Origin of the sequence: Streptomyces lydicus (assembly GCF_004125265.1) — a bacterium.
Classification (GTDB): domain Bacteria; phylum Actinomycetota; class Actinomycetes; order Streptomycetales; family Streptomycetaceae; genus Streptomyces; species Streptomyces lydicus_C.
In genome coordinates, this window is sequence record NZ_RDTE01000003.1 from 7442662 (window position 1) to 7464975 (window position 22314).

The 22314-nt window shown below is 71.1% G+C and carries 17 protein-coding genes and 1 pseudogene; 14 read left to right on the forward strand and 4 right to left on the reverse strand.

The window, feature by feature from the left end; all coding sequences use genetic code 11:
• The 3 genes from secF (at position 1) to D9V36_RS35320 (ending at position 4469) form a co-directional block, all read left to right on the forward strand.
• A complete protein-coding gene (gene secF / locus D9V36_RS35310; RefSeq protein WP_129297346.1) occupies positions 1-1122 on the forward strand; it encodes a protein translocase subunit SecF in 1122 nt (373 codons plus the stop codon).
• Positions 1119-1667 (forward strand): adenine phosphoribosyltransferase, encoded by a 549-nt coding sequence (locus D9V36_RS35315; protein ID WP_129297347.1) that lies wholly within the window; start codon positions 1119-1121, stop codon positions 1665-1667. Before secF ends, D9V36_RS35315 begins: the two co-directional genes overlap by 4 nt.
• Positions 1668-1874: 207 nt before the next feature.
• Positions 1875-4469 (forward strand): RelA/SpoT family protein, encoded by a 2595-nt coding sequence (locus D9V36_RS35320; RefSeq protein ID WP_431357771.1) that lies wholly within the window; start codon positions 1875-1877, stop codon positions 4467-4469.
• A gap of 138 nt (positions 4470-4607) precedes the next feature.
• Here D9V36_RS35320 and D9V36_RS35325 read toward each other — a convergent pair whose 3' ends face one another.
• Entirely contained in the window at positions 4608-5837 is a 1230-nt protein-coding gene (locus D9V36_RS35325; protein WP_129297349.1) for a DUF349 domain-containing protein, read from the reverse strand.
• Positions 5838-6087: 250 nt separating this feature from the next.
• Positions 6088-6918, reverse strand: a complete 831-nt coding sequence (locus tag D9V36_RS35330) for a peptidylprolyl isomerase (protein ID WP_129297350.1) — start codon at positions 6916-6918, stop codon at positions 6088-6090.
• Between the two features lie 162 nt (positions 6919-7080).
• On the opposite strand from D9V36_RS35330, the gene D9V36_RS35335 reads away from it, so the two are divergent.
• From D9V36_RS35335 to D9V36_RS35350, 4 genes are all read left to right on the forward strand, one after another.
• Complete coding sequence (locus D9V36_RS35335) at positions 7081-7812, forward strand: MBL fold metallo-hydrolase (RefSeq protein WP_129297351.1); 732 nt, start codon at positions 7081-7083, stop codon at positions 7810-7812.
• An 11-nt stretch (positions 7813-7823) separates the two neighbouring features.
• Positions 7824-9086, forward strand: coding sequence for a histidine--tRNA ligase (hisS, locus tag D9V36_RS35340; RefSeq protein ID WP_129297352.1), 1263 nt, complete (start codon positions 7824-7826; stop codon positions 9084-9086).
• 367 nt (positions 9087-9453) lie between these two features.
• On the forward strand, positions 9454-10095 hold the full coding sequence (locus tag D9V36_RS35345; RefSeq protein WP_129297353.1) for a vitamin K epoxide reductase family protein: 642 nt from the start codon (positions 9454-9456) through the stop codon (positions 10093-10095).
• A 104-nt stretch (positions 10096-10199) separates the two neighbouring features.
• On the forward strand, positions 10200-11570 hold the full coding sequence (locus D9V36_RS35350) for a replication-associated recombination protein A (RefSeq protein ID WP_129297354.1): 1371 nt from the start codon (positions 10200-10202) through the stop codon (positions 11568-11570).
• 43 nt (positions 11571-11613) lie between these two features.
• Here the strand turns inward: D9V36_RS35350 and D9V36_RS35355 are convergent, their stop codons facing one another.
• Entirely contained in the window at positions 11614-12366 is a 753-nt protein-coding gene (locus D9V36_RS35355) for a DUF2470 domain-containing protein (protein ID WP_129298902.1), read from the reverse strand.
• A 182-nt stretch (positions 12367-12548) separates the two neighbouring features.
• Between D9V36_RS35355 and rpsD the strand changes: the two genes are divergently transcribed.
• Positions 12549-13160 (forward strand): 30S ribosomal protein S4, encoded by a 612-nt coding sequence (gene rpsD / locus D9V36_RS35360; protein ID WP_129297355.1) that lies wholly within the window; start codon positions 12549-12551, stop codon positions 13158-13160.
• Positions 13161-13191: 31 nt separating this feature from the next.
• On the opposite strand, the pseudogene D9V36_RS35365 reads toward rpsD, so the two are convergent.
• Positions 13192-15465, reverse strand: a pseudogene (locus D9V36_RS35365) (ATP-binding protein); the annotation flags it as partial.
• 193 nt (positions 15466-15658) lie between these two features.
• Here D9V36_RS35365 and D9V36_RS35370 point away from each other — a divergent pair.
• The 6 genes from D9V36_RS35370 to D9V36_RS35395 all read left to right on the forward strand — a co-directional run bounded on the left by D9V36_RS35370 (position 15659) and on the right by D9V36_RS35395 (position 22246).
• Positions 15659-16093, forward strand: a complete 435-nt coding sequence (locus D9V36_RS35370) for a DUF948 domain-containing protein (protein WP_206739770.1) — start codon at positions 15659-15661, stop codon at positions 16091-16093.
• 8 nt (positions 16094-16101) lie between these two features.
• The gene (locus D9V36_RS35375) at positions 16102-16446 is read left to right on the forward strand and encodes a DUF6167 family protein (RefSeq protein WP_129297357.1); all 345 of its coding nucleotides are present in this window, start codon (positions 16102-16104) and stop codon (positions 16444-16446) included.
• On the forward strand, positions 16446-19115 hold the full coding sequence (alaS, locus tag D9V36_RS35380; RefSeq protein WP_129297358.1) for an alanine--tRNA ligase: 2670 nt from the start codon (positions 16446-16448) through the stop codon (positions 19113-19115). Before D9V36_RS35375 ends, alaS begins: the two co-directional genes overlap by 1 nt.
• 14 nt (positions 19116-19129) lie before the next feature.
• Entirely contained in the window at positions 19130-19594 is a 465-nt protein-coding gene (gene ruvX, locus D9V36_RS35385; protein WP_088796744.1) for a Holliday junction resolvase RuvX, read from the forward strand.
• Positions 19595-19721: 127 nt separating this feature from the next.
• On the forward strand, positions 19722-21422 hold the full coding sequence (mltG, locus tag D9V36_RS35390) for an endolytic transglycosylase MltG (RefSeq protein ID WP_129297359.1): 1701 nt from the start codon (positions 19722-19724) through the stop codon (positions 21420-21422).
• Entirely contained in the window at positions 21419-22246 is an 828-nt protein-coding gene (locus D9V36_RS35395) for a shikimate dehydrogenase (protein WP_129297360.1), read from the forward strand. The genes mltG and D9V36_RS35395 overlap by 4 nt, the downstream gene beginning before the upstream one ends.
• Positions 22247-22314 lie beyond the last annotated feature (68 nt).

The window sequence follows — 22314 nt, forward strand, 5'->3', positions numbered from 1 at the left end:
ATGTCCAAGCTCGGCAACATCGGCGCCCGGCTTTACCGCGGCGAGGTCGGCTACGACTTCATCGGCAAGCGGAAGATCTGGTACGGCCTCTCGATCCTGATCACCATCGTGGCCATCGTCGGCCTCGGGGTGCGCGGCCTGAACATGGGCATCGAGTTCTCCGGCGGTGCGGTCTTCACCACCCCGAAGACCTCCGTCTCCGCCTCGGAGGCCCAGCACAAGGCCGAGTCGGCGGCCGGCGGCCATCAGGCCCTGGTGCAGAAGCTCGGTGGCGGCGCGCTGCGCATCCAGATCAGCGGTCTGGACACCAAGCAGTCGGTGCCGGTCCAGGAAGAGCTGGCCAAGGACCTGAACGTCCCGGTCAAGGACGTCAACACCCAGCTGGTCGGCCCGAGCTGGGGTGAGCAGATCGCCAACAAGGCATGGCTGGGCCTGGGGATCTTCATGGTCCTCGTGGTGCTCTATCTGGCCATCGCCTTCGAGTGGCGGATGGCGGTGGCCGCCCTGGTCGCGCTGATCCACGACCTGACGATCACGGTCGGCATCTACGCCCTGGTCGGCTTCGAGGTCACCCCGGGCACCGTCATCGGTCTGCTGACGATCCTCGGTTACTCCCTCTACGACACCGTCGTCGTCTTCGACAGCCTCAAGGAGGCCTCGAAGGACATCACCAAGCAGACCCGCTTCACCTACAGCGAGATCGCCAACCGCAGCATCAACGGCACCCTGGTGCGCTCCATCAACACCACCGTCGTGGCGCTGCTCCCGGTCGCCGGTCTGCTGTTCGTCGGCGGCGGCTTCCTGGGCGCGGGCATGCTCAACGACATCTCGCTGGCCCTGTTCGTCGGTCTCGCCGCCGGTGCGTACTCCTCGATCTTCATCGCGACCCCGCTGGTCGCCGACCTGAAGAGCCGTGAGCCGCAGATGAAGGCACTGGCCAAGCGGGTCAAGGCGAAGCGTGCCGCGGCCGAGGCCAAGGCCGCGGGCCAGGAGGACGCCCAGGAGGAGACCGCCGACGCGGCGGACGCCGAGGACGGCGACGGCGCCGCGGTCGTCGGCCCCCGCCGGCAGCCCGCCTCCCGCAACCGCGGACGCGGCCGCCCGTCGGGCAAGCGCCGGTGAGCGCCCCCGCAGAGCTGCGTGAGCTGCTGCTCAGCCGGATCGCGGACGTTCCGGACTACCCCCAGCCGGGCGTGATGTTCAAGGACATCACCCCGCTGCTGGCCGACCCGGCCGCCTTCGGCGCGCTCACCGAGGCGTTCGCCGAGCTGTGCGGACGCCACCGGGTGGACAAGATCGTGGGCCTGGAGGCGCGCGGGTTCATACTCGCCGCTCCGGTCGCGGTCCGGGCCGGTGTCGGATTCGTCCCCGTACGCAAGGCGGGCAAGCTGCCCGGCACGACGCTGGGGCAGGCCTACGAGCTGGAGTACGGCACGGCCGAGATCGAGATGCACGCCGATGCGCTGGCCCCGGGCGACCGGGTGCTGGTGATCGACGATGTCCTGGCCACCGGCGGCACCGCCGATGCCTCGCTGCAGCTCATCCGCCGCGCGGGCGCCGAGGTCGCGGGCGTGGCGGTCCTGCTGGAGCTGGGCTTCCTGGCCGGGCGGGAGCGGCTGGAGCCGGGCCTGAAGGGCGCTGCGCTGGAGGCCCTGATCACGGTCTGAGCCGCGCTCGCACCGCACCATCGCGCAAACAGGGGCATCCGGAAGAATCCGGGTGCCCCTGCTGCTGTGTCATGTACGGAACGGCGGCCGCGGGGGAGCAGCGGCCCCGAGGTCGATACCATGGCATCCCGGCCCGTTCGAGGTCCTGGGGTCCCAGCCGCCTGAGGAGTGCTCTTGCCAGACGAGGCCCAGCCGCTCTCCCCCGGACTGCGTCCGGCGGGATCCGACGCCGCGCGACCGGACGAGCCGAAGCCGGCGAGCGAGGCGCCCTCGAACGCGCCCCAGCCCGAGCGACAGGGCGCGTCCGACGGCACCACCGCGCCCCGGCCGACGGGTGGCGGATCCACCGCGTCCCAGGCCCCCGCCGAGCGGCCCCGCCCGGCGTCCAAGCCGGGCCCGGCGGCCTCCTCGCCCCAGCCGGCGGCGCCGTCCCGCGCGGCCAAGCCGCCCGCCAAGGCCGACCGCCCCGCCCCGCCCAAGCCGCCGGCCCCCGCCCCCGCCGGCCGCTCCGGCTCGCCCAACCGGGTACGGGCCCGTCTCGCCCGGCTCGGCGTCCAGCGCTCCAGCCCGTACAACCCGGTCCTGGAGCCGCTGCTGCGGGCCGTCCGCGGCAACGACCCCAAGATCGAGACCGGGACGCTGCGCCAGATCGAGCGGGCCTACCAGGTCGCCGAGCGCTGGCACCGCGGCCAGAAGCGCAAGAGCGGCGACCCGTACATCACCCACCCGCTCGCGGTGACGACCATCCTCGCCGAGCTGGGCATGGACCCGGCGACGCTGATGGCCGGCCTGCTGCACGACACCGTCGAGGACACCGAATACGGCCTGGACACCCTGCGGGGCGACTTCGGCGACCAGGTCGCGCTGCTGGTCGACGGCGTCACCAAGCTCGACCGGGTCAAGTTCGGCGAGGCCGCGCAGGCCGAGACGGTGCGCAAGATGGTCGTCGCGATGGCCAAGGACCCGCGCGTCCTGGTCATCAAGCTCGCCGACCGGCTGCACAACATGCGCACCATGCGCTACCTCAAGCGGGAGAAGCAGGAGAAGAAGGCCCGCGAGACGCTGGAGATCTACGCTCCGCTCGCCCACCGCCTGGGCATGAACACCATCAAGTGGGAGCTGGAGGACCTCGCCTTCGCGATCCTCTACCCCAAGATGTACGACGAGATCGTCCGGCTGGTCGCCGAGCGGGCGCCCAAGCGCGACGAGTACCTGGCCATAGTGACCGACGAGGTCCAGGCCGATCTGCGCGCCGCCCGCATCAAGGCCACCGTCACCGGCCGCCCGAAGCACTACTACAGCGTCTACCAGAAGATGATCGTGCGCGGCCGCGACTTCGCCGAGATCTACGACCTGGTGGGCATCCGCGTCCTCGTCGACACCGTCCGCGACTGCTACGCCGCCCTCGGCACCATCCACGCGCGATGGAACCCGGTCCCCGGCCGGTTCAAGGACTACATCGCGATGCCGAAGTTCAACATGTACCAGTCGCTGCACACCACCGTGATCGGCCCCAGTGGCAAGCCCGTCGAGCTCCAGATCCGGACGTTCGACATGCACCGCCGCGCCGAGTACGGCATCGCCGCGCACTGGAAGTACAAGCAGGAGGCGGTCGCCGGCGCCTCCAAGATCCGTACGGATGTGCCGAAGAACGCCGGCAAGGGCCAGGACACCGTCAACGACATGGCCTGGCTGCGGCAGTTGCTCGACTGGCAGAAGGAGACCGAGGATCCGGGCGAGTTCCTGGAGTCGCTGCGCTTCGACCTGTCCCGCAACGAGGTCTTCGTCTTCACGCCCAAGGGCGACGTGATAGCGCTGCCGGCCGGTGCCACCCCCGTCGACTTCGCGTACGCGGTGCACACCGAGGTCGGCCACCGCACGATAGGGGCACGGGTCAACGGACGCCTCGTCCCGCTCGAATCCACCCTGGACAACGGCGACTTGGTGGAGGTCTTCACCTCCAAGGCGACGGGCGCCGGGCCCTCCCGCGATTGGCTCGGCTTCGTCAAGTCGCCGCGCGCCCGCAACAAGATCCGCGGCTGGTTCTCCAAGGAGCGCCGCGACGAGGCCATCGAGCAGGGCAAGGACGCCATCGCGCGCGCCATGCGCAAGCAGAACCTGCCGATCCAGCGGATCCTGACCGGCGACTCCCTGGTGACCCTGGCGCACGAGATGCGCTACCCGGACATCTCCTCGCTCTACGCCGCCATCGGCGAGGGCCATGTCGCCGCCCAGGGCGTCGTCCAGAAGCTGGTGCAGGCGCTCGGCGGCCAGGACGAGGCCACCGAGGACATCGCCGAGTCGACCCCGATCCGGCCGCGCTCCAAGCGCCGGTCCAGCGCCGACCCCGGTGTGGTCGTCAAGGGCGTCGACGATGTGTGGGTCAAGCTGGCCCGCTGCTGTACGCCGGTGCCGGGCGACCCCATCATCGGCTTCGTCACCCGCGGCAACGGCGTCTCGGTGCACCGCGCCGACTGCGTCAACGTCGACTCGCTGTCCCGCCAGCCGGAGCGGATCCTGGACGTCGAGTGGGCGCCCACCCAGTCCTCGGTCTTCCTGGTCGCCATCCAGGTCGAGGCGCTGGACCGCTCCCGCCTGCTGTCGGACGTCACCCGCATCCTGTCCGACCAGCACGTCAACATCCTCTCGGCCGCCGTCCAGACCTCCCGAGACCGCGTGGCCACCTCCCGCTTCACCTTCGAGATGGGCGACCCCAAGCACCTGGGGCACGTCCTGAAGGCCGTACGGAGCGTGGAGGGCGTGTACGACGTGTACCGGGTGACGTCGGCCCGGCGGCCGTAGCGGCGCATACACGAAGGGCCCCGGTACGGAATCCGTACCGGGGCCCTTCGCACCGGGCGCCTCAGCCATCAATTGAGGAACCGCGACGGTGAGTACCACCTCCGCGAGAGCGGCGGCGGCTTAGCCGCACAGAGGGCCTCAGCCGCCGAACTCCTCCAGGCCCTTGAGCGCCTGGTCCAGCAGCGCCTTGCGGCCCTCCAGCTCCCGGCCGAGCTTGTCGGCCTTGGCGTTGTTGCCCGCCGCCCTGGCCGTGTCGATCTGCTTCTCCAGCTTGTCGACCGCGTCCTGGAGCTGGCCGGTCAGCCCCGCGGCGCGGGCCCGCGCCTCGGGGTTGGTGCGCCGCCACTCGCTCTCCTCGGCCTCCTGGAGAGCGCGCTCGACGGCATGCATCCGGCCCTCGATCTTGGGGCGGGCGTCCCGCGGGACGTGGCCGATGGCCTCCCACCGCTCGTTGACCGAGCGGAACGCCGACCGCGCGGCCTTCAGGTCCGAGACGGGGAGCAGCTTCTCGGCCTCGGCGACCAGCTCCTCCTTGCGGGTCAGGTTCTCCCGCTGCTCGGCGTCGCGCTCGGCGAAGGTCTCACCGCGCGCCTGGAAGAAGATGTCCTGGGCGCCGCGGAAGCGGTTCCACAGGTCGTCCTCGTGCTCGCGCTGGGCGCGGCCCGCGGCCTTCCAGCCGGCCATCAGCTCGCGGTAGCGGGCCGCGGTGGCCCCCCAGTCCGTCGAGTTCGACAGCGACTCGGCCTCGGCGACCAGCTTCTCCTTCGCCTTACGGGACTCCTCGCGCTGCGCGTCCAGCGACGCGAAGTGCGCCTTGCGGCGCTTGGAGAACGCCGAGCGGGCATGCGAGAAGCGGTGCCACAGTTCGTCGTCCGCCTTGCGGTCGAGCCGCGGCAGGCCCTTCCAGGTGTCGACCAGGGCGCGCAGTCGCTCGCCGGCCGCCCGCCACTGCTCACTGGCCGCCAGCTCCTCGGCCTCGGCGACCAGCTTCTCCTTGGCCTGCCGGGCCTCGTCGCTCTGCTTGGCCTTCTGCGCCTTGCGTTCCTCGCGGCGGGACTCGACGGTCTCGACGAGCTTGTCCAGCCGCTTGCGCAGCGCGTCCAGATCGCCCACCGCGTGGTGTTCGTCGAGCTGGGTGCGCAGATGATCGATCGCGGTCGTCGCGTCCTTCGCCGACAGGTCGGTGGTCTTGACCCGGCGCTCGAGGAGGCCGATCTCGACGACCAGGCCCTCATACTTGCGCTCGAAGTAGGCGAGGGCCTCCTCGGGAGTTCCTGCCTGCCACGATCCGACGACCTGTTCGCCCTCGGCGGTACGCACGTACACGGTCCCCGTCTCATCGACGCGGCCCCATGGGTCGCTGCTCACAGCGCCTCCTCCACATGATGCCGACGGGGGCGTGCGGCCCCCCGGCATCGTCCACAGTTTCTGTCCGGCAGAGCCGCGCCCTGGCCGGTCCGACGGGCTGAATTGCGGGTGAGGGTGGCAGCCGTCGGAGCAGGCACCCTACCCAACGCCAATCTAGGCGACCTGCGGTCCGCTGTCCGCATCCAGCACGACGAAATTCCGCGGTTCGCACGGGGCGGCGCCGTGTCGCCGCCCCAGGTCGTCCGGCCGGTCAGGACTTCTTCACGGACGCCTTGTCGATCACGACGGTGGCGTTGGGTGCACTGTTGCGGGTCTGCGGGTCGGTCGTGGAACCTGCCTTGGCGATCTTTCGCAGGGCGTCCATACCGCCCGTGATGGTGCCGAACGGTGTGTAGTTCGGCGGCAGCTTGCTGTCCTGGTAGACGAGGAAGAACTGGCTGCCGCCGGAGTTGCGGGTCTTCTCGTCCGCCCCGTCGTAGCGGTTCGCCATCGCGACCGTGCCCGCCGGATAGACGCCGCCCTTGAGCCGCGGGTCCTTCAGATTCTCGTCCGGGACGGTGTAGCCGGGGGTGCCCCGGCCGGTGCCCTTCGGGTCGCCGCACTGCAGGACGTAGAGGCCCTGGTCGGCGACGAGGCGGTGGCACTTGCTGTGGTCGAAGTAGCCCTGGCCGGCCAGGAAGGCGAACGAGTTGACCGTGTGCGGCGCCTTGCCGGCGTCCAGCTTGATGTCGATCGTGCCGCAGGTCGTCGCCAGCTTCGCGGAGTAGGAGGCCGAGGTGTCGAGCGACATCGCCGGTTCTTTCGGCCAGGTCTTCGTCGACGGGCTGCCCTTCGCGGGCCGTTCGCAGGGGTCCGGCGCCTTGGAGGGCGTCGGTGCCGCGGCCCGGTCCTCCTGGTCGCTGCCGCCCGCGAGGCCGGCGGAGGCGTAGACCGCGGCGCCGGCGGCCAGCGCGACGGCCGCGACGGACGCGATGATCACATTGCGGCGTTTGGCCTTCCGCTGGGCCGCGGACCGCCGTTGCTGCTGACGCTCGTACTTCTCGCGGGCGAGCTGCCGCCGCCGCTGATCTTTGCTGACCACCGGTCGTCTCCTTGTCCGATCATCGATCGCGCTCGTGCGCCGTGGCCGTACGGTATACGGGTTCGCCCTGCCGGGAGTCCCGCCGGTAGGCTCTGGAGCTGCCGAGATGTCCGGGAGGAGCGGCCTTGCGGGCCGGCCTCCACACCGACCGTAAGGACGAACGTGCTGATTGCCGGGTTCCCCGCCGGGGCCTGGGGCACCAACTGCTACTTGGTCGCCCCCGCCGCAGGCGAGGAGTGCGTCATCATCGACCCGGGCCACCAGGCGGCCCCAGGAGTCGAGGACGCGGTCGCAAAGCATCGGCTCAAGCCCGTCGCGGTCGTTCTCACGCATGGTCATATCGACCACGTCGCCTCGGTCGTCCCGGTGTGCGGCGCGCACGACGTGCCGGCCTGGATCCACCCCGAGGACCGCTACATGATGAGCGACCCGGAGAAGGCCCTCGGCCGCTCCATCGGTCAGCAGCTCATGGGCGAGCTCACGGTGGGCGAGCCGGACGACGTCAAGGAGCTGGGCGACGGTGCCACCCTGCAACTCGCCGGGATGGAATTCTCCGTCGCGCACGCCCCGGGCCATACCAAGGGGTCGGTGACCTTCCGGATGCCCGAGCAGGCGGCCACTCCAGCAAATCAGGGGTGCCCGCCGGTCTTCTTCTCGGGTGACCTGCTGTTCGCCGGCTCCATCGGACGCACCGACCTGCCGGGCGGCGACCACGCCGAGATCCTGCAGTCGCTGGCGCGTGTGTGCCTGCCGCTGGAGGACTCGACCGTCGTCCTGTCCGGCCACGGCCCCCAGACCACCATCGGCCATGAGCGCGCCACCAACCCCTTCCTGCGAGAAGTGGCCGCCGGCCGCGGAGACGGCTCCACCGCCGCTCCACGACGAGGAATGTGACGAGAGCTTCCGTGAGCACCTTCAAGGCCCCCAAGGGCACCTACGACCTGATCCCGCCGCAGTCCGCCACCTATCTCGCGGTGCGCGAGGCGATCTCCGCGCCGCTGAAGAACTCCGGGTACGGCTACATCGAGACGCCCGGCTTCGAGAACGTCGAGCTGTTCGCGCGCGGGGTCGGCGAGTCCACCGACATCGTGACCAAGGAGATGTACGCCTTCGAGACCAAGGGCGGCGACCGGCTGGCGCTGCGCCCCGAGGGCACCGCGTCCGTGCTGCGCGCCGCGCTGGAGGCCAACCTCCACAAGGCAGGCAACCTCCCCGTCAAGCTCTGGTACTCCGGCTCGTACTACCGCTACGAGCGTCCGCAGAAGGGGCGCTACCGCCACTTCTCCCAGGTCGGCGCCGAGGCCATCGGAGCCGAAGACCCGGCCCTGGACGCCGAGTTGATCATCCTGGCGGACCAGGCCTACCGCGCGCTGGGACTGCAGAACTTCCGCATCCTGCTCAACTCCCTGGGCGACAAGGAGTGCCGCCCCGTCTACCGCGCCGCGCTGCAGGACTTCCTGCGCGGGCTGGACCTGGACGAGGACACCCGGCGCCGGGTCGACATCAACCCGCTGCGGGTCCTGGACGACAAGCGCGAGGCGGTGCAGAAGCAGCTCGACGGGGCGCCCAGGCTCCGCGACTACCTCTGCGAGGCCTGCAAGGCGTACCACGAGCAGGTGCGCGAGCTGCTGACCGCGGCGGGCGTGGCCTTCGAGGACGCCGAGAAGCTGGTCCGCGGTCTGGACTACTACACCCGCACCACCTTCGAGTTCGTCCACGACGGCCTGGGCTCGCAGTCCGCGGTGGGCGGCGGCGGCCGCTACGACGGCCTCTCCGAGATGATCGGCGGCCCCGCGCTGCCGTCCGTCGGCTGGGCGCTGGGCGTCGACCGTACGGTCCTGGCGCTGGAGGCGGAGGGGATCACGCTCGACATCCCCGCCGCCACCGCCGTGTACGCCGTCCCGCTCGGCGAGGAGGCCCGCCGGGTGCTGTTCGGCGTGGTCACCGAGCTGCGCCGGTCCGGGGTCGCCACCGACTTCGCGTTCGGCGGCAAGGGCCTGAAGAACGCCATGAAGTCCGCCAACCGCTCCGGCGCGCGGCTGGCGCTGGTGGCGGGCGAGCGGGACCTGGCCGAGGGCGTCGTCCAGCTCAAGGACCTGGAGAGCGGCGAGCAGGCCGCGGTGCCGCTGGACGGCGTGGCCGAAGAGGTCCGGCGCAGGCTGGGCTGACGCCGCGCGGCGGGTGAGGCGAGGGGCCCGACGGCGATCTGCCGCCCGGGCCCTTCGTGCTGCCGGCGTCCCGTGTCCCTGCCGGGCGTCCTGCGTCAATGCCGGGCGTCCCGTGTCAATGCCGGCCGGGCGTTCATCCCGGCGGAGGGATTCCGGGACCGCCGCACCGGCGGGGGCGCGCCCCCGGACCGGCGGCCGGGCAGGCCGGAGCGGGGCGGAGCCTGAGAGAAGGCTGTGTGCGGCTGCTTCGTCTTTATGTTCATCGCACAGTGGGTCATGGTGGAGTTGGGGCAGAATGAACGGCGGTGCCGCGCTTGCGGACCCGTTTGCCCAGCCCCATCTCCCCAGGGATCGACGGAACGGCGATATGACGACGACAGCGCTTGACGACGTGTCCACCGACGACGATCACGCGGGCGGCGCGGGCAGCATCGGTTCCGGCCGTGGCCTCGCGCTGCTCCTGGTGATCACCAGCGCGCTGGGCATCCTCGCGGCCTGGATCATCACCCTGGACAAGTTCGAGCTGCTGAAGGACCCGAGCTTCAAGCCGGGCTGCAGTCTCAATCCGATCATCTCCTGCACCAACATCATGCAGAGCAAGCAGGCCGAGGTCTTCGGTTTCCCGAACCCGATGGCCGGGCTGGTCGGCTTCGGCGTGGTCATCGCGATCGGCATGGCCCTGCTGGCCGGCGCCCGCTTCCGCCGCTGGTACTGGATCGGCCTGAACATCGGCACGGGCCTCGGCGCGGTCTTCTGCATGTGGCTGATGTCCCAGTCGCTGTACAGCATCAACTCGCTGTGCCTGTGGTGCACGCTGACCTGGTGCGTCACCATCCTGATGTTCTGGTACACCACTGCCCACAACCTCAAGCACGGCATCATCCCGGCTCCCGCGGGGCTGCGCGCCGCGGTGGTGGAGTTCCACTGGGTGGTGCCCGTGGTCTGGTACGGCGTGATCGCGATGCTGATCCTCACCAAGTGGTGGTCGTACTGGAGCACGCTGCTCTAAGGGGCGGACGGCCCCCGGGCCCGCCCGCACGAACCCACCGCACGCCCCGGCCGCCGTCAACGGCGGCCGGGGCGTTGTCAGTGGGGTGGCATAGGCTCGTGGACGTGGAGCCCGACCTGTTCACCGCCGCTGCCGAAGACCGTCAGGAGAAGGACCCCGCGGGGTCCCCGCTCGCCGTGCGGATGCGTCCGCGCACCCTCGACGAAGTCGTGGGCCAGCAGCATCTCCTCAAGCCGGGTTCGCCGCTGCGGCGGCTGGTCGGCGAGGGCAACGGGGGACCGGCCGGGCCGTCGTCGGTGTTCCTGTGGGGGCCGCCGGGCATCGGCAAGACGACCCTCGCGTATGTCGTCAGCCAGGCGACGAACAAGCGCTTCGTGGAGCTCTCGGCGATCACGGCGGGCGTCAAGGAGGTCCGCGCGGTGATCGACGGCGCCCGGCGCGCCTCGGGCGGCTTCGGCAAGGAGACCGTCCTCTTCCTGGACGAGATCCACCGCTTCAGCAAGGCCCAGCAGGATTCCCTGCTGCCCGCCGTGGAGAACCGCTGGGTCACCCTGATCGCCGCGACGACCGAGAACCCCTATTTCTCGGTGATCTCGCCGCTGCTGTCCCGCTCGCTGCTGCTGACCCTCGAACCCCTCACGGACGACGATCTGCGCGGGCTGCTGCGGCGCGCGCTGAGCGATGCGCGCGGGCTGGCGGGCTCGGTCACCCTCCCCGAGGACACCGAGGGGCATCTGCTGCGGATCGCCGGCGGCGACGCCCGGCGGGCGCTGACGGCCCTGGAGGCCGGTGCGGGATCCGCGCTGTCCAAGGGCGAGAAGGAGATCACCCTCCAGACGCTGGAGGAGTCCGTCGACCGGGCGGCGGTGAAGTACGACCGGGACGGCGATCAGCACTACGACGTCGCCAGCGCGCTGATCAAGTCCATCCGGGGCTCGGACGTCGATGCCGCGCTGCACTACCTCGCGCGGATGATCGAGGCGGGGGAGGACCCGCGCTTCATCGCCCGCCGACTGATGATCTCGGCGAGCGAGGACATCGGCCTGGCCGATCCGACGGCCCTGCAGACCGCGGTGGCCGCAGCCCAGGCCGTGGCGATGATCGGCTTCCCGGAGGCCCGGATCACGCTGAGCCAGGCCACCATCGCGCTCGCCCTGGCGCCGAAATCCAACGCCGCGTACATGGCGATCGACGCCGCCCTGGCGGACGTCCGGGCCGGTCAGGCGGGTGCGGTGCCGCCGCATCTGCGCGACAGCCACTACAAGGGCGCCCAGAAGCTCGGCCACGGCCAGGGCTATCAGTACCCGCACGACCTGCCGGGCGGCATCGCGGCCCAGCAGTACGCACCGGACGAGGTGCATGGCAAGCGGTATTACGAACCCACCCGCCATGGCGCGGAGGCGCGCTACGCCGATGTGGCCGAACGGGTCCGCGCCCGCCTGCGCTCGGCCTCCGGCGAGGCGGCCACGGAATAGAGCCGGTCTCCGGGCTCCGGCCCCGGCCGCTCCGCACGCCCGGCTACTCGGCCGCCGCCTCGAAGAGCCGATGCATCGCCCGCCGCAGCTCCGCCACGTCCCGTACGGGCTCGGGGAAGTCGAACCGCGCGTCGAAGGACCGCTGCCCGGCGTCGGTGAAGCGGACCCGCAGACCGAAGCGGTCCAGGCCCACCGGCACGGCCCGGTCGCGTACCCCGCAGGCGTCCTTACGGTCGCCGAGCAGGGCGCACAGCCCGCGCACCTGCTCGCTGTGCGCGGAATGCAGATGCTGCAGCAACTCCGCCTCGTGGGGCGCCAGCGGATCGGGGGCCGCGACGGCGAACTCGTCGGGCTCGACGGGCTCGGCGCCCCACAGATCGTCCACCGCGCCCTCACCGACCTCCAGGCGCAGCATCATCCAGGCGGTCCGCCCGTACAGGCCCGGTGCCGGGTCCGGCTGCAGCGCCTCACCGATGCCCAGCAACTCGCCCACCGGGTGCCGCTCGGCGAGCAGCATCGCGGCCTCGGCGCGCTGCTCATTGCGTACGGGGGTCAGCCAGCCGGCCACCCAGGCCCGTCCGCGGATGCGATGAGGCACCGAAACCGGCGCGACGTCCGTGATCTCCATCACGGCTGTGAGGTCGTCGTCCTGTGCGTGTGCGGCCGCCCGAGCCGCCGCAGAGTCCCCTGGAACCAGCAACAGCACGTCTCCACCGGGTGTCACGGTCCGGCAGACGGGAGCCGAGAGGCCGGCTTCGTCGGGGTCCTCGACACCGGGGATGCTCAAGGACGCCATACCATGGGACTCGACGAGGGTTCGTATGCGCTCGGCGGCGGAGGGCTGCTGGGCGCCTTCCACGGGACGCGGCTGACCCGCCTCGGTGCGGTGTGCACTGGGCAGGGGGATCCCAGGTCGAAACATGCGTTCTCCTCGCGCTAAGGTAAGCCTCACCTAACTTACATGGAGGAACGTTCCACGTGAACCAGTCGCGTCCCAAGGTCAAGAAGTCCCGCGCGCTCGGCATCGCGCTGACGCCGAAGGCCGTCAAGTACTTCGAGGCCCGTCCCTACCCGCCCGGCGAGCACGGCCGTGGCCGCAAGCAGAGCAGTGACTACAAGGTCCGTCTGCTCGAGAAGCAGCGCCTGCGTGCGCAGTACGACATCAGCGAGCGCCAGATGGCGCGTGCCTACGACCGCGCTCGGAAGGTCGAAGGCAAGACCGGCGAAGCGCTGATCATCGAGCTTGAGCGCCGTCTGGACGCGCTCGTCCTGCGGTCGGGCATCGCCCGCACCATCTACCAGGCTCGTCAGATGGTCGTCCACGGCCACATCTCGGTGAACGACCGCAAGGTCGACAAGCCGTCCTTCCGCGTCCGCCCCGGCGATGTCGTCATGGTCCGCGAGCGCAGCCGCGAGAAGCACCCCTTCCAGGTCGCCCGCGAGGGTGGCTACGACACCGAGGGCGAGACCCCGCGCTACCTCGAGGTCAACCTGCCGGCTCTGGCGTTCCGTCTCGACCGGGACCCGAACCGCAAGGAGATCCCGGTGATCTGCGACGAGCAGCTCGTCGTCGAGTACTACGCCCGCTAAGCACCACAGCAGGCACAGCGCCACGCGCTCGGCCCGCCGTCTCCCCGCCCTCGCGGTGGGGGAGGCGGCGGGCTCATTCGTGCCCGGGTGCCGTGCTCCGCACCGTGCGCAGCCGCGTGGGCAGCAGGCCGGCGGGCCGCAGGACCCGGGCCACCGCCGCGTCCAGGTCGAGCCGTTCGCCCGCGCGCCGGAAGTGCTCGTAGCGCTCGTCCCCCAGCCGCTCGCGCGCCTGCTCCTCGCACCGCTCGTGCGGCCGGTTGAAGTGGCGCGAGCCGAACAGCGGCAGCCCCACCGAGGGCCAGATCCGCCCGGCGGCGCCCTGCAGCACCGCCGCCTCCTCCGCGTCGCCCTCGCCGAGCGTCACCAGGGCCAGCAGCTCGATCGCCAGCACCGCCCCGAGCAGATCGTGGAAGGTGTGATCGATGGCCAGGCACTGCTCCAGCAGCGCACGGGCCCGCCCGCCGTCGCCACGGGACCAGGCCGCGAAGGCCAGCACGTACTGGGCGTACGCCAGCGTCCAGCGCTCGCCGTGCTCCTCGCACACCGCCAGGACGTCCTCGCACAGGCGCACCGCGTCCGCCAGCTCGCCCTGGAAGGCCACCGCCATCGCCAGCTCGATCTGCCCCAGCAGCACATTGCTGTTGAGCTCGCCGATCTCCCGGTAGCGCTCCAGCGCCGCGCGCAGCAGCTTCTCGGCACGCGGCATATCGTCGCTGACCAGGGCCAGACAGCCGGTGCGGTGCAGCGCATACGCGGCCGCGGTGGCGTTGCCGGTCCGCTCGGCCTCGTCACGGCACTCCTGCAGGGCCCCCAGCGCGCCGACGGTGTCCCCCTGGAGCACCGCGACATAGCCGGCCACCCACAGCGCCTTCATCCGCGCCTCGTCGTGGCTGCTCTCCAGCTCCAGGGCCCGGTCCAGCCAGTGCCGGCCCTCCGCGAGCCGGCCGCAGCCCACCCAGTAGAACCACAGCGTGCCCGCCAGGTACTGGCCCAGGTGGATATCGGCGGGACTCTCCAGGCTCTGCTCCAGCGCCACCCGCACATTCGGCAGGTCGGCCTCGATCCGGGCCGCGATCTCGGCCTGCCGGGAGCTGAACCAGTCCAGTTCGCACCAGGTGGCCAGCCCCAGATACCAGTCGCGGTGCCGCCGCCGCAGCCGCTCGCCGTCGGGCGTCACCGCCAGCCAGCCCGCCCCGTAGACCCGAACGGTGTCCAGCATGCGGTAGCGGACCCCGGCCGCGGTCTCCTCGCGCACCAGCACCGACTGGGTGACCAACTCGGTGAGGACGTCGAGGAGTTCACCGGCCGGCAGCTCCGGCCCCGAGCAGACGTACTCGGCCGCCTCCAGGTCGAAGTGTCCGGCGAAGACCGACAGCCGCGCCCACAGCAGCCGTTCCTCGGGCGTGCACAGCTCATGGCTCCAGCCGATCGCGGTGCGCAGCGTCTGGTGGCGGGGCGGGGGTCCGCCCGGCTCGCGCGGGGCCGGGAGTGTGGCCCGGGGCTCCTCCTGCCCGAACGGGACGGAGAGTCCGGGGGAGCGGCGCGGGCGGGTGCCCGTCAGCAGCCGGAAACGGTCGTCGAGCCGGTGCAGCACCTGGTCCACGGACAGGGCGCGCAGTCGTCCGGCGGCCAGTTCCAGCGCGAGCGGAATGCCGTCCAGCCGGTCGCAGAGCTCGGTGACCGCCGCCTCGTCGGCCGGCCCGACGGTGAACCCGGGGACGACGGCGGCGGCGCGCTCGGCGAAGAGGGCGGCCGCGTCGGCGGTGGTCATCGGCGCCAGCGGCACGGTCCGCTCACCGTCCAGCCCGAGCGGCCGCCGGCCCGCGGCCAGCACCTTCAGCCCGGGGGCGCGGCGCAGCAGCGCTCCGGTCAGGTCGGCGCAGGCGTCGACCAGGTGCTCGTAGCCGTCCAGGACGAGCAGCAGGTCCCGGTCGGCGAGGAGGTCGCACAGCGCGGAGCGCACCGGGCGGGCGCTGTGGCCGGTGGCTCCCAGCGCCTCGGCGACGGTGTGCTCCAGGAGGTGGGGCTCGTGCAGGGCGGCCAGCTCGACCAGCCACACCCCATCGCAGAAGCGATCCTGCAAGATCCCTGCCGCCTGGCGGGCGAGCCGCGATTTGCCGACGCCGCCCAGGCCGGTGAGGGTCACCAGCCGGGCGGATTCCAGCTGCCGTGCCAGCGCGGCCAGTTCGTCGCGGCGGCCGGTGAAGCCGCCCAGCTCCGCGGGCAGATTCCCCGGCCGGTCCGGCTCCCGCAGACGCGCGGGGGAGGGGCGGGGAGCAGGGCCGGGGCGCGTGAGGCGTCGCATGGCACACGGAGCGTACTCGGCGGGATGCGGACCGTACAATCACGCCTCGGGAATCCCGGGCCCGCGCTCCGCGTTCGAGGGGGAACGGGGTACGGACGGACAGTCACGGCGCGATAAGGTCAAGGGTGCCGTTCGAGCGGGAGCGCCGAGCGGGAATGAGCCCAGACCAAATCATTCGGAGTGTGGTGCCGACGTGTCCGGTGGAGAGGTGGCCGGGATCCTCGTGGCCGTCTTCTGGGCGATCCTGGTGTCGTTCCTCGCCCTTGTGCTGGTGAGGCTCGCGCAGACGCTCAAGGCGACCACCAAGATGGTGGCCGAGGTGTCCGAGCAGGCCGTCCCGCTGCTGGCCGACGCCTCCGCGACCGTCCGCTCCGCGCACACCCAGCTGGCCCGCGTCGACGCCATCGCCGCCGACGTCCAGGAGGTCACCGCCAACGCCTCCGCGCTCTCCACGACCGTCTCCTCCGCCTTCGGCGGCCCGCTGGTCAAGGTCGCGGCGTTCGGCTACGGCGTGCGCCGCGCGATCGGCAAGAAGGGTGAGCCGGAACCCGAGCGCACCGTCCTCCTCGGCCGTACCCTGCCCGGCGCCCGCCGCGGCGGGCGCCGCAACCGTCGCTCCAAGGACTGATCACAGCGATGTTCCGCCGCGCATTCTGGTTCACCACCGGCGCCGCCGCCGGCGTCTGGGCCACCAACAAGGTCCACCGCAAGCTGCGCAAGCTGCAGCCCGACAGCCTCGCCGCACAGGCCGCGGACCGCGCCGTCGAGACCGGACACCGGCTGCGCCAATTTGCATTGGACGTACGGGCCGGAATGGCGGACCGTGAAGAGCAGCTGCACGAGGCCCTGGGCCTCGGCGGGACGGGCGAGGTGCGCGAGCTGCCCGCGCCGCGCCATGCGGTGCTCGAACCGCAGTACCGCACCACGAGAACAACCGGACAAACCGGTCTGACCGGACCGACTGGAAAAGAGGACCACTGATGGAGTCGGCTGAAATCCGCCGCCGCTGGCTGCGCTTCTTCGAGGAGCGCGGGCACACCGTCGTGCCGTCGGCGTCGCTCATCGCGGACGACCCGACGCTGCTGCTCGTCAACGCGGGCATGGTCCCCTTCAAGCCGTACTTCCTCGGTGAGGTCAAGCCGCCCGCCCCGCGCGCCACCAGCGTCCAGAAGTGCGTCCGTACGCCGGACATCGAAGAGGTCGGCAAGACCACCCGGCACGGCACGTTCTTCCAGATGTGCGGCAACTTCTCCTTCGGCGACTACTTCAAGGAAGGCGCCATCAAGTACGCCTGGGAGCTGCTGACCGGCTCCCAGGCCGACGGCGGCTACGGCCTCGACCCGGAGAAGCTCTGGATCACCGTCTACCTGGAGGACGACGAGGCCGAGCGCATCTGGCACGACGTCATCGGCGTGCCCAAGGAGCGCATCCAGCGGCTGGGCAAGAAGGAGAACTACTGGTCCATGGGCGTCCCGGGCCCCTGCGGCCCGTGCTCCGAGATCAACTACGACCGCGGCCCGGACTTCGGCGTCGAGGGCGGCCCGGCCGTCAACGACGAGCGGTACGTGGAGATCTGGAACCTGGTCTTCATGCAGTACGAGCGGGGCGCGGGCACGAGCAAGGAGGACTTCGAGATCCTCGGCGAGCTGCCCAGCAAGAACATCGACACCGGCCTCGGCCTCGAGCGCCTGGCGATGATCCTGCAGGACGTCCCGAACATGTACGAGACGGACACCCTCCGGGTCGTCATCGACAAGGCCACCGAGCTCTCCGGCGTGCACTACGGCGCCTCGGACGCCACCGATGTCTCGCTGCGCGTCGTCGCCGACCACATCCGTACGTCCACGATGCTCGTCGGCGACGGCGTCACCCCCGGCAACGAGGGCCGCGGCTATGTCCTGCGCCGCATCATGCGCCGCGCCATCCGCAACATGCGCCTGCTCGGCGCCAGTGGGCTGGTCGTCGGCGAGCTGCTGGACGTGGTCATCAAGACCATGGGCCAGCAGTACCCGGAGCTGCTGGAGGACCGCCGCCGCATCGAGACGGTCGCCCTCGCCGAGGAGGCCGCCTTCGTCAAGACGCTGAAGGCCGGCACCAACATCCTCGACACCGCCGTCACCGACACCAAGACGGCCGGTGGCACGGTCCTGCCCGGCGACAAGGCCTTCCTGCTCCACGACACCTGGGGCTTCCCGATCGACCTCACCCTCGAAATGGCCGCCGAACAGGGCCTTTCGGTGGACGAGGACGGCTTCCGCCGCCTGATGAAGGAGCAGCGGGACCGCGCCAAGGCCGACGCCCAGGCCAAGAAGAGCGGCCATGCCGACCTGTCGGCCTACCGCGAGGTCGCCGACAAGTCCGGCGCCACGGAATTCACCGGTTACAGCGCCACCGAGGGCGAGTCCACCGTCGTCGGCCTGCTGGTCAATGGCGTCCCGGCGCCCGCCGCCCATGAGGGCGACGACGTCGAGGTCGTCCTGGACCGCACCCCCTTCTACGCCGAGGGCGGCGGCCAGCTCGCCGACACCGGCCGGATCAAGCTGGAATCCGGCGCCGTCGTCGAGGTCCGCGACGTCCAGCAGCCGGTGCCCGGCGTCACGGTCCACAAGGGCGTCGTCCAGGTCGGCGAGGTGGTGCTCGGCTCCGCCGGGTACGCCGCCATCGACGTCACCCGCCGGCGGGCCATCGCCCGCGCCCACAGCGCCACCCACCTCACCCACCAGGCGCTGCGCGACGCCCTCGGCCCGACGGCCGCCCAGGCCGGTTCGGAGAACTCCCCGGGCCGCTTCCGCTTCGACTTCGGCTCGCCGGCCGCCGTGCCCGGCACGGTCCTCACCGACGTCGAGCAGAAGATCAACGACGTGCTCTCCCGTGAGCTCGACGTCCATGCCGAGGTCATGAGCATGGACGACGCCAAGAAGCAGGGCGCCATCGCCGAGTTCGGCGAGAAGTACGGCGACCGCGTCCGGGTGGTCACCATCGGTGACTTCTCCAAGGAGCTGTGCGGCGGCACCCACGTCCACAACACAGCCCAGCTGGGCCTGGTGAAGCTGCTCGGCGAGTCCTCCATCGGCTCCGGCGTACGCCGCGTCGAGGCGCTGGTCGGCGTGGACGCCTACAAGTTCCTGGCCCGTGAGCACACCGTCGTCTCCCAGCTCACCGAGCTGGTCAAGGGACGCCCGGAGGAGCTGCCCGAGAAGATCTCCGGCGTTCTGGCGAAGCTGAAGGACGCCGAGAAGGAGATCGAGAAGTTCCGCGCGGAGAAGGTGCTGCAGGCCGCCGCCGGGCTGGCCGAGGGCGCCAAGGACGTGCGCGGTGTGGCGCTGGCCGCCGGCCAGGTCCCGGACGGTACCTCCGCCGACGACCTGCGCAAGCTGGTGCTCGATGTGCGCGGGCGGATCCAGGGCGGCCGGGCCGCCGTTGTGGCGCTCTTCACAGTGGCCAATGGCCGCCCGGTGACGGTCATCGCCACCAACGAGGCCGCCCGCGAGCGCGGCATCAAGGCCGGTGACCTGGTCCGTACCGCCGCCAAGACGCTCGGCGGCGGTGGCGGCGGCAAGCCGGACGTCGCCCAGGGCGGCGGGCAGAACGCCGCCGCGGTGCCCGAGGCCATCGAGGCCGTCGAGCGCCTTGTCGCCGAGGCGGCCTGACGCGCGTGAGTGAGATGCGACGCGGACGGCGCATCGCCGTGGATGTCGGGGACGCCCGTATCGGGGTCGCCTCGTGCGACCCCGACGGGGTCCTCGCCACCCCCGTCGAGACCGTCCCGGGGCGTGACGTCCCGTCAGCGCACCGCCGGCTCAAGGCGATCGTCGAGGAGTACGAACCCCTCGAAGTCGTGGTCGGCCTGCCCCGCTCCCTCAGTGGGGGAGAGGGGCCGGCCGCGGCCAAGGTCCGGGGCTTCGCCCAGGAGATGGCCCGGAACATCGCACCCGTAGGGGTCCGGCTGGTCGACGAGCGGATGTCGACGGTCACGGCCACCCAGGGGCTGCGGGCCTCGGGTGTGCGCAGCAAGAAGGGCCGCTCGGTGGTCGACCAGGCCGCCGCGGTGGTGATCCTGCAGAGCGCGCTGGAGGCCGAACGTGTCTCCGGGGAGCCTCCGGGAGAGAGCGTCGAAGTGGTCATCTGATCGCGGTACGGTAACGTTCCGCGCGATGTGCGGCGTTCGAACAGCCGCGCGTGCAAGTAGAGGCGGGTCGGATTCAGCAAGCGCGCTGCCGGTCCGGAGCACACCGTCTCTCGGCTCTAGGGGATCGATGACCGAGTATGGCCGGGGCTACGGCTCCGAACCGTGGCACCCCGAGGACCCGCTCTACGGTGAGCAGGGTGCCTCCAGAGGCCAGGCGCAGCAGCCCCCGTGGGACGGACAGCAGGCCGCCCGGTATCCCCAGCAACACGCCGGCCCGTACGCCGAGCAGCAGTACAACGGCGGCTGGGACGGTACGCAGGGCGGGCAGCTGCCGTACGACCCGTACGACCCCTACGGGCAGCAGCAGCCGCCGGTCGATCCGTACAGCGGGACGAGCCCCGACTACTACGCCACCCCCGACGCCTATCCGCCGCCACAGCCGCAGCACCTGCAGCAGCAGGCGCATCAGCAGCAGATGCAGCAGCAACAGCAGCAGTACCAGCAGGCGCCGCATCCGCAGCAGCAGAGCCCGCAGTATCCGCAGCAGCCGGAGCCGCAGCCGCACTACGGCGACGGCGACGGCTCCGGTGACGACTGGCGGGCCGAGCAGGAGCCCCGCGAGCCGGAGCCGGAGCATGCGTTCTTCGCGGGCGGCGGGGACGACGACCACGACGACGACCCGCGCGAGACCCGCCGGGCCGACCGCGAGCGCCGCGGCAAGAAGAACGGCGGCAAGAAGAACAAACGGCGCAGCGGCACCGCCTGCCTGGTCGTCGCGCTGGTCTTCGCCGGAGCCGTGGGCGCGGTCGGCTACTTCGGCTACGACTTCTTCATGGCCCACTTCGGGTCGGCCCCCGATTACGACGGGGAGGGGTCCGGCGAGGTCCAGGTCGACATTCCGGACGGTTCGACGCTCGCGGAAATGGGCCAGATCCTCCAGCGCGAGGGCGTCATCAAGAGCCCCGGAGCCTTTACCGAGGCGGCCGGTGAGAACCAGCAGGCCAACAGCATGCAGCCGGGCACGTACACACTGCGCAAGCAGATGTCCGGCGCCGCGGCCATCGACCTGATGCTGGATCCCAAGAGCCGTAACGGCCTCACGATCCGTGAAGGCCTGCGGGCCGCCGACGTCTACAAACTCATCGACAAAAAGCTGCACCTCAAGGCGGGCACGACCAAGGGTGTGGCGAAGAACGACGTCAAGAGCCTCGGGCTGCCGTCGTGGGCCGACGACTCGCCGAAGATAAAGGACCCGCTGGAGGGATTCCTCTACCCGTCGACCTACAGCGTCGGCGGAAAGGCGAAGCCGGCCGCGGTCCTCAAGCAGATGGTGGCGCGGGCGAACCAGGTGTACACGCAGTACGACCTGGAAGGAAAGGCCCGCACGCTCAAGCTCGACTCGCCGATGCAGCTGCTGACCGTCGCCAGCCTCACGCAGGCCGAAGGCAAGTACAAGCATGACTTCGTCAAGGTCGCGCGCGTCGTCTACAACCGCCTCAAGCCGAACAACACGGAGACGTACGGCCTGCTGGACTTCGACTCGACGGTGAATTACGCGAAATCCCAGAGCACGCTGGACACCGGCTCCGTCGACAATCTGCGCAATTTCAACGATCCCTACAACACCTACAAGTTCAAGGGACTGCCGCCGGGCCCGATCGGCAATCCGGGTGAAGTGGCGCTCAAGTCGGCCATCGCCCCGGCCAAGGGCAACTGGTACTACTTCGTCTCGATCAACCCGGAAAAGACGCTGTTCGCCGAGACGAACGAAGAGCACGAGCGGAACCGGCGCATCTACGAAAAGGAACAAGAGAAAAACAAGCAATGAGCGCCACCCGTCGAGCCGCGGTGCTCGGATCCCCGATTGCCCACTCCCTCTCGCCGGTACTGCACCGCGCGGCCTACCGGGAACTCGGGCTGAGCGACTGGACCTACGACCGCCACGAGGTCGACGAAGCGGCACTGCCCGCCTTCATGGAGCGCCTGGACGCCACCTGGGCGGGGCTCTCGCTGACCATGCCGCTCAAGCGGGCGGTGATCCCGCTGCTCGACGAGATCAGCCCCACGGCGTCCTCGGTCGAGGCGGTGAACACCGTCGTCCTCGCCGCCGACGGGCGCCGCCTGGGTGACAACACCGACATCCCCGGCATGCTCGCCGCGCTGCGCGAGCGCGGGGTGGGGCAGGTCGAGCGGGCGTCGGTGCTGGGCGCCGGCGCCACCGCCTCCTCGGCGCTCGCCGCGCTCTCCCGTATCTGCACCGGTGAGGTCACCGCGTACGTCCGCAGCCGGGCGCGCGCCGACGAGATGCGCGGCTGGGGCGAGCGGCTGGGCGTCACGGTCCGCACCGCCGCCTGGGAGGACGCCGCCGCGGCCTTCGAGGCGCCGCTGACCATCGCGACCACCCCGGCGGGCACCACCGACGCGCTCGCCGCCGCCGTCCCCGAACGGCCCGGCACGCTCTTCGACGTCCTCTACGAGCCCTGGCCGACGACGCTGGCCACCGCCTGGGCCGCCCGCGGGGGAGCCGTGGTGGGCGGTCTCGACCTGCTGGTCCACCAGGCCGTACTGCAGGTGGAGCAGATGACGGGGCGGTCCCCGGCGCCCCTGGCCGCGATGCGGGGGGCCGGGGAGGCGGCGCTCGCCGCCCGCTGACCCGCCGGTCCGGGCCCGCTCCGGTCCCTCGCTGTCCGCGCGCCCGGTCCGCCTCCTGGACTGGGCGC

What these genes read in the sequence shown, in the direction of transcription:
- mltG (WP_129297359.1), top strand. Translation starts at nt 19,722, where the DNA reads ATGACCGAGTATGGCCGGGGCTACGGCTCCGAACCGTGGCACCCCGAG.
- ruvX (WP_088796744.1), top strand. Translation starts at nt 19,130, where the DNA reads ATGCGACGCGGACGGCGCATCGCCGTGGATGTCGGGGACGCCCGTATC.
- secF (WP_129297346.1), top strand. Translation starts at nt 1, where the DNA reads ATGTCCAAGCTCGGCAACATCGGCGCCCGGCTTTACCGCGGCGAGGTC.
- alaS (WP_129297358.1), top strand. Translation starts at nt 16,446, where the DNA reads ATGGAGTCGGCTGAAATCCGCCGCCGCTGGCTGCGCTTCTTCGAGGAG.
- D9V36_RS35355 (WP_129298902.1), bottom strand. Translation starts at nt 12,366, where the DNA reads ATGGCGTCCTTGAGCATCCCCGGTGTCGAGGACCCCGACGAAGCCGGC.
- D9V36_RS35395 (WP_129297360.1), top strand. Translation starts at nt 21,419, where the DNA reads ATGAGCGCCACCCGTCGAGCCGCGGTGCTCGGATCCCCGATTGCCCAC.
- D9V36_RS35375 (WP_129297357.1), top strand. Translation starts at nt 16,102, where the DNA reads ATGTTCCGCCGCGCATTCTGGTTCACCACCGGCGCCGCCGCCGGCGTC.
- D9V36_RS35345 (WP_129297353.1), top strand. Translation starts at nt 9,454, where the DNA reads ATGACGACGACAGCGCTTGACGACGTGTCCACCGACGACGATCACGCG.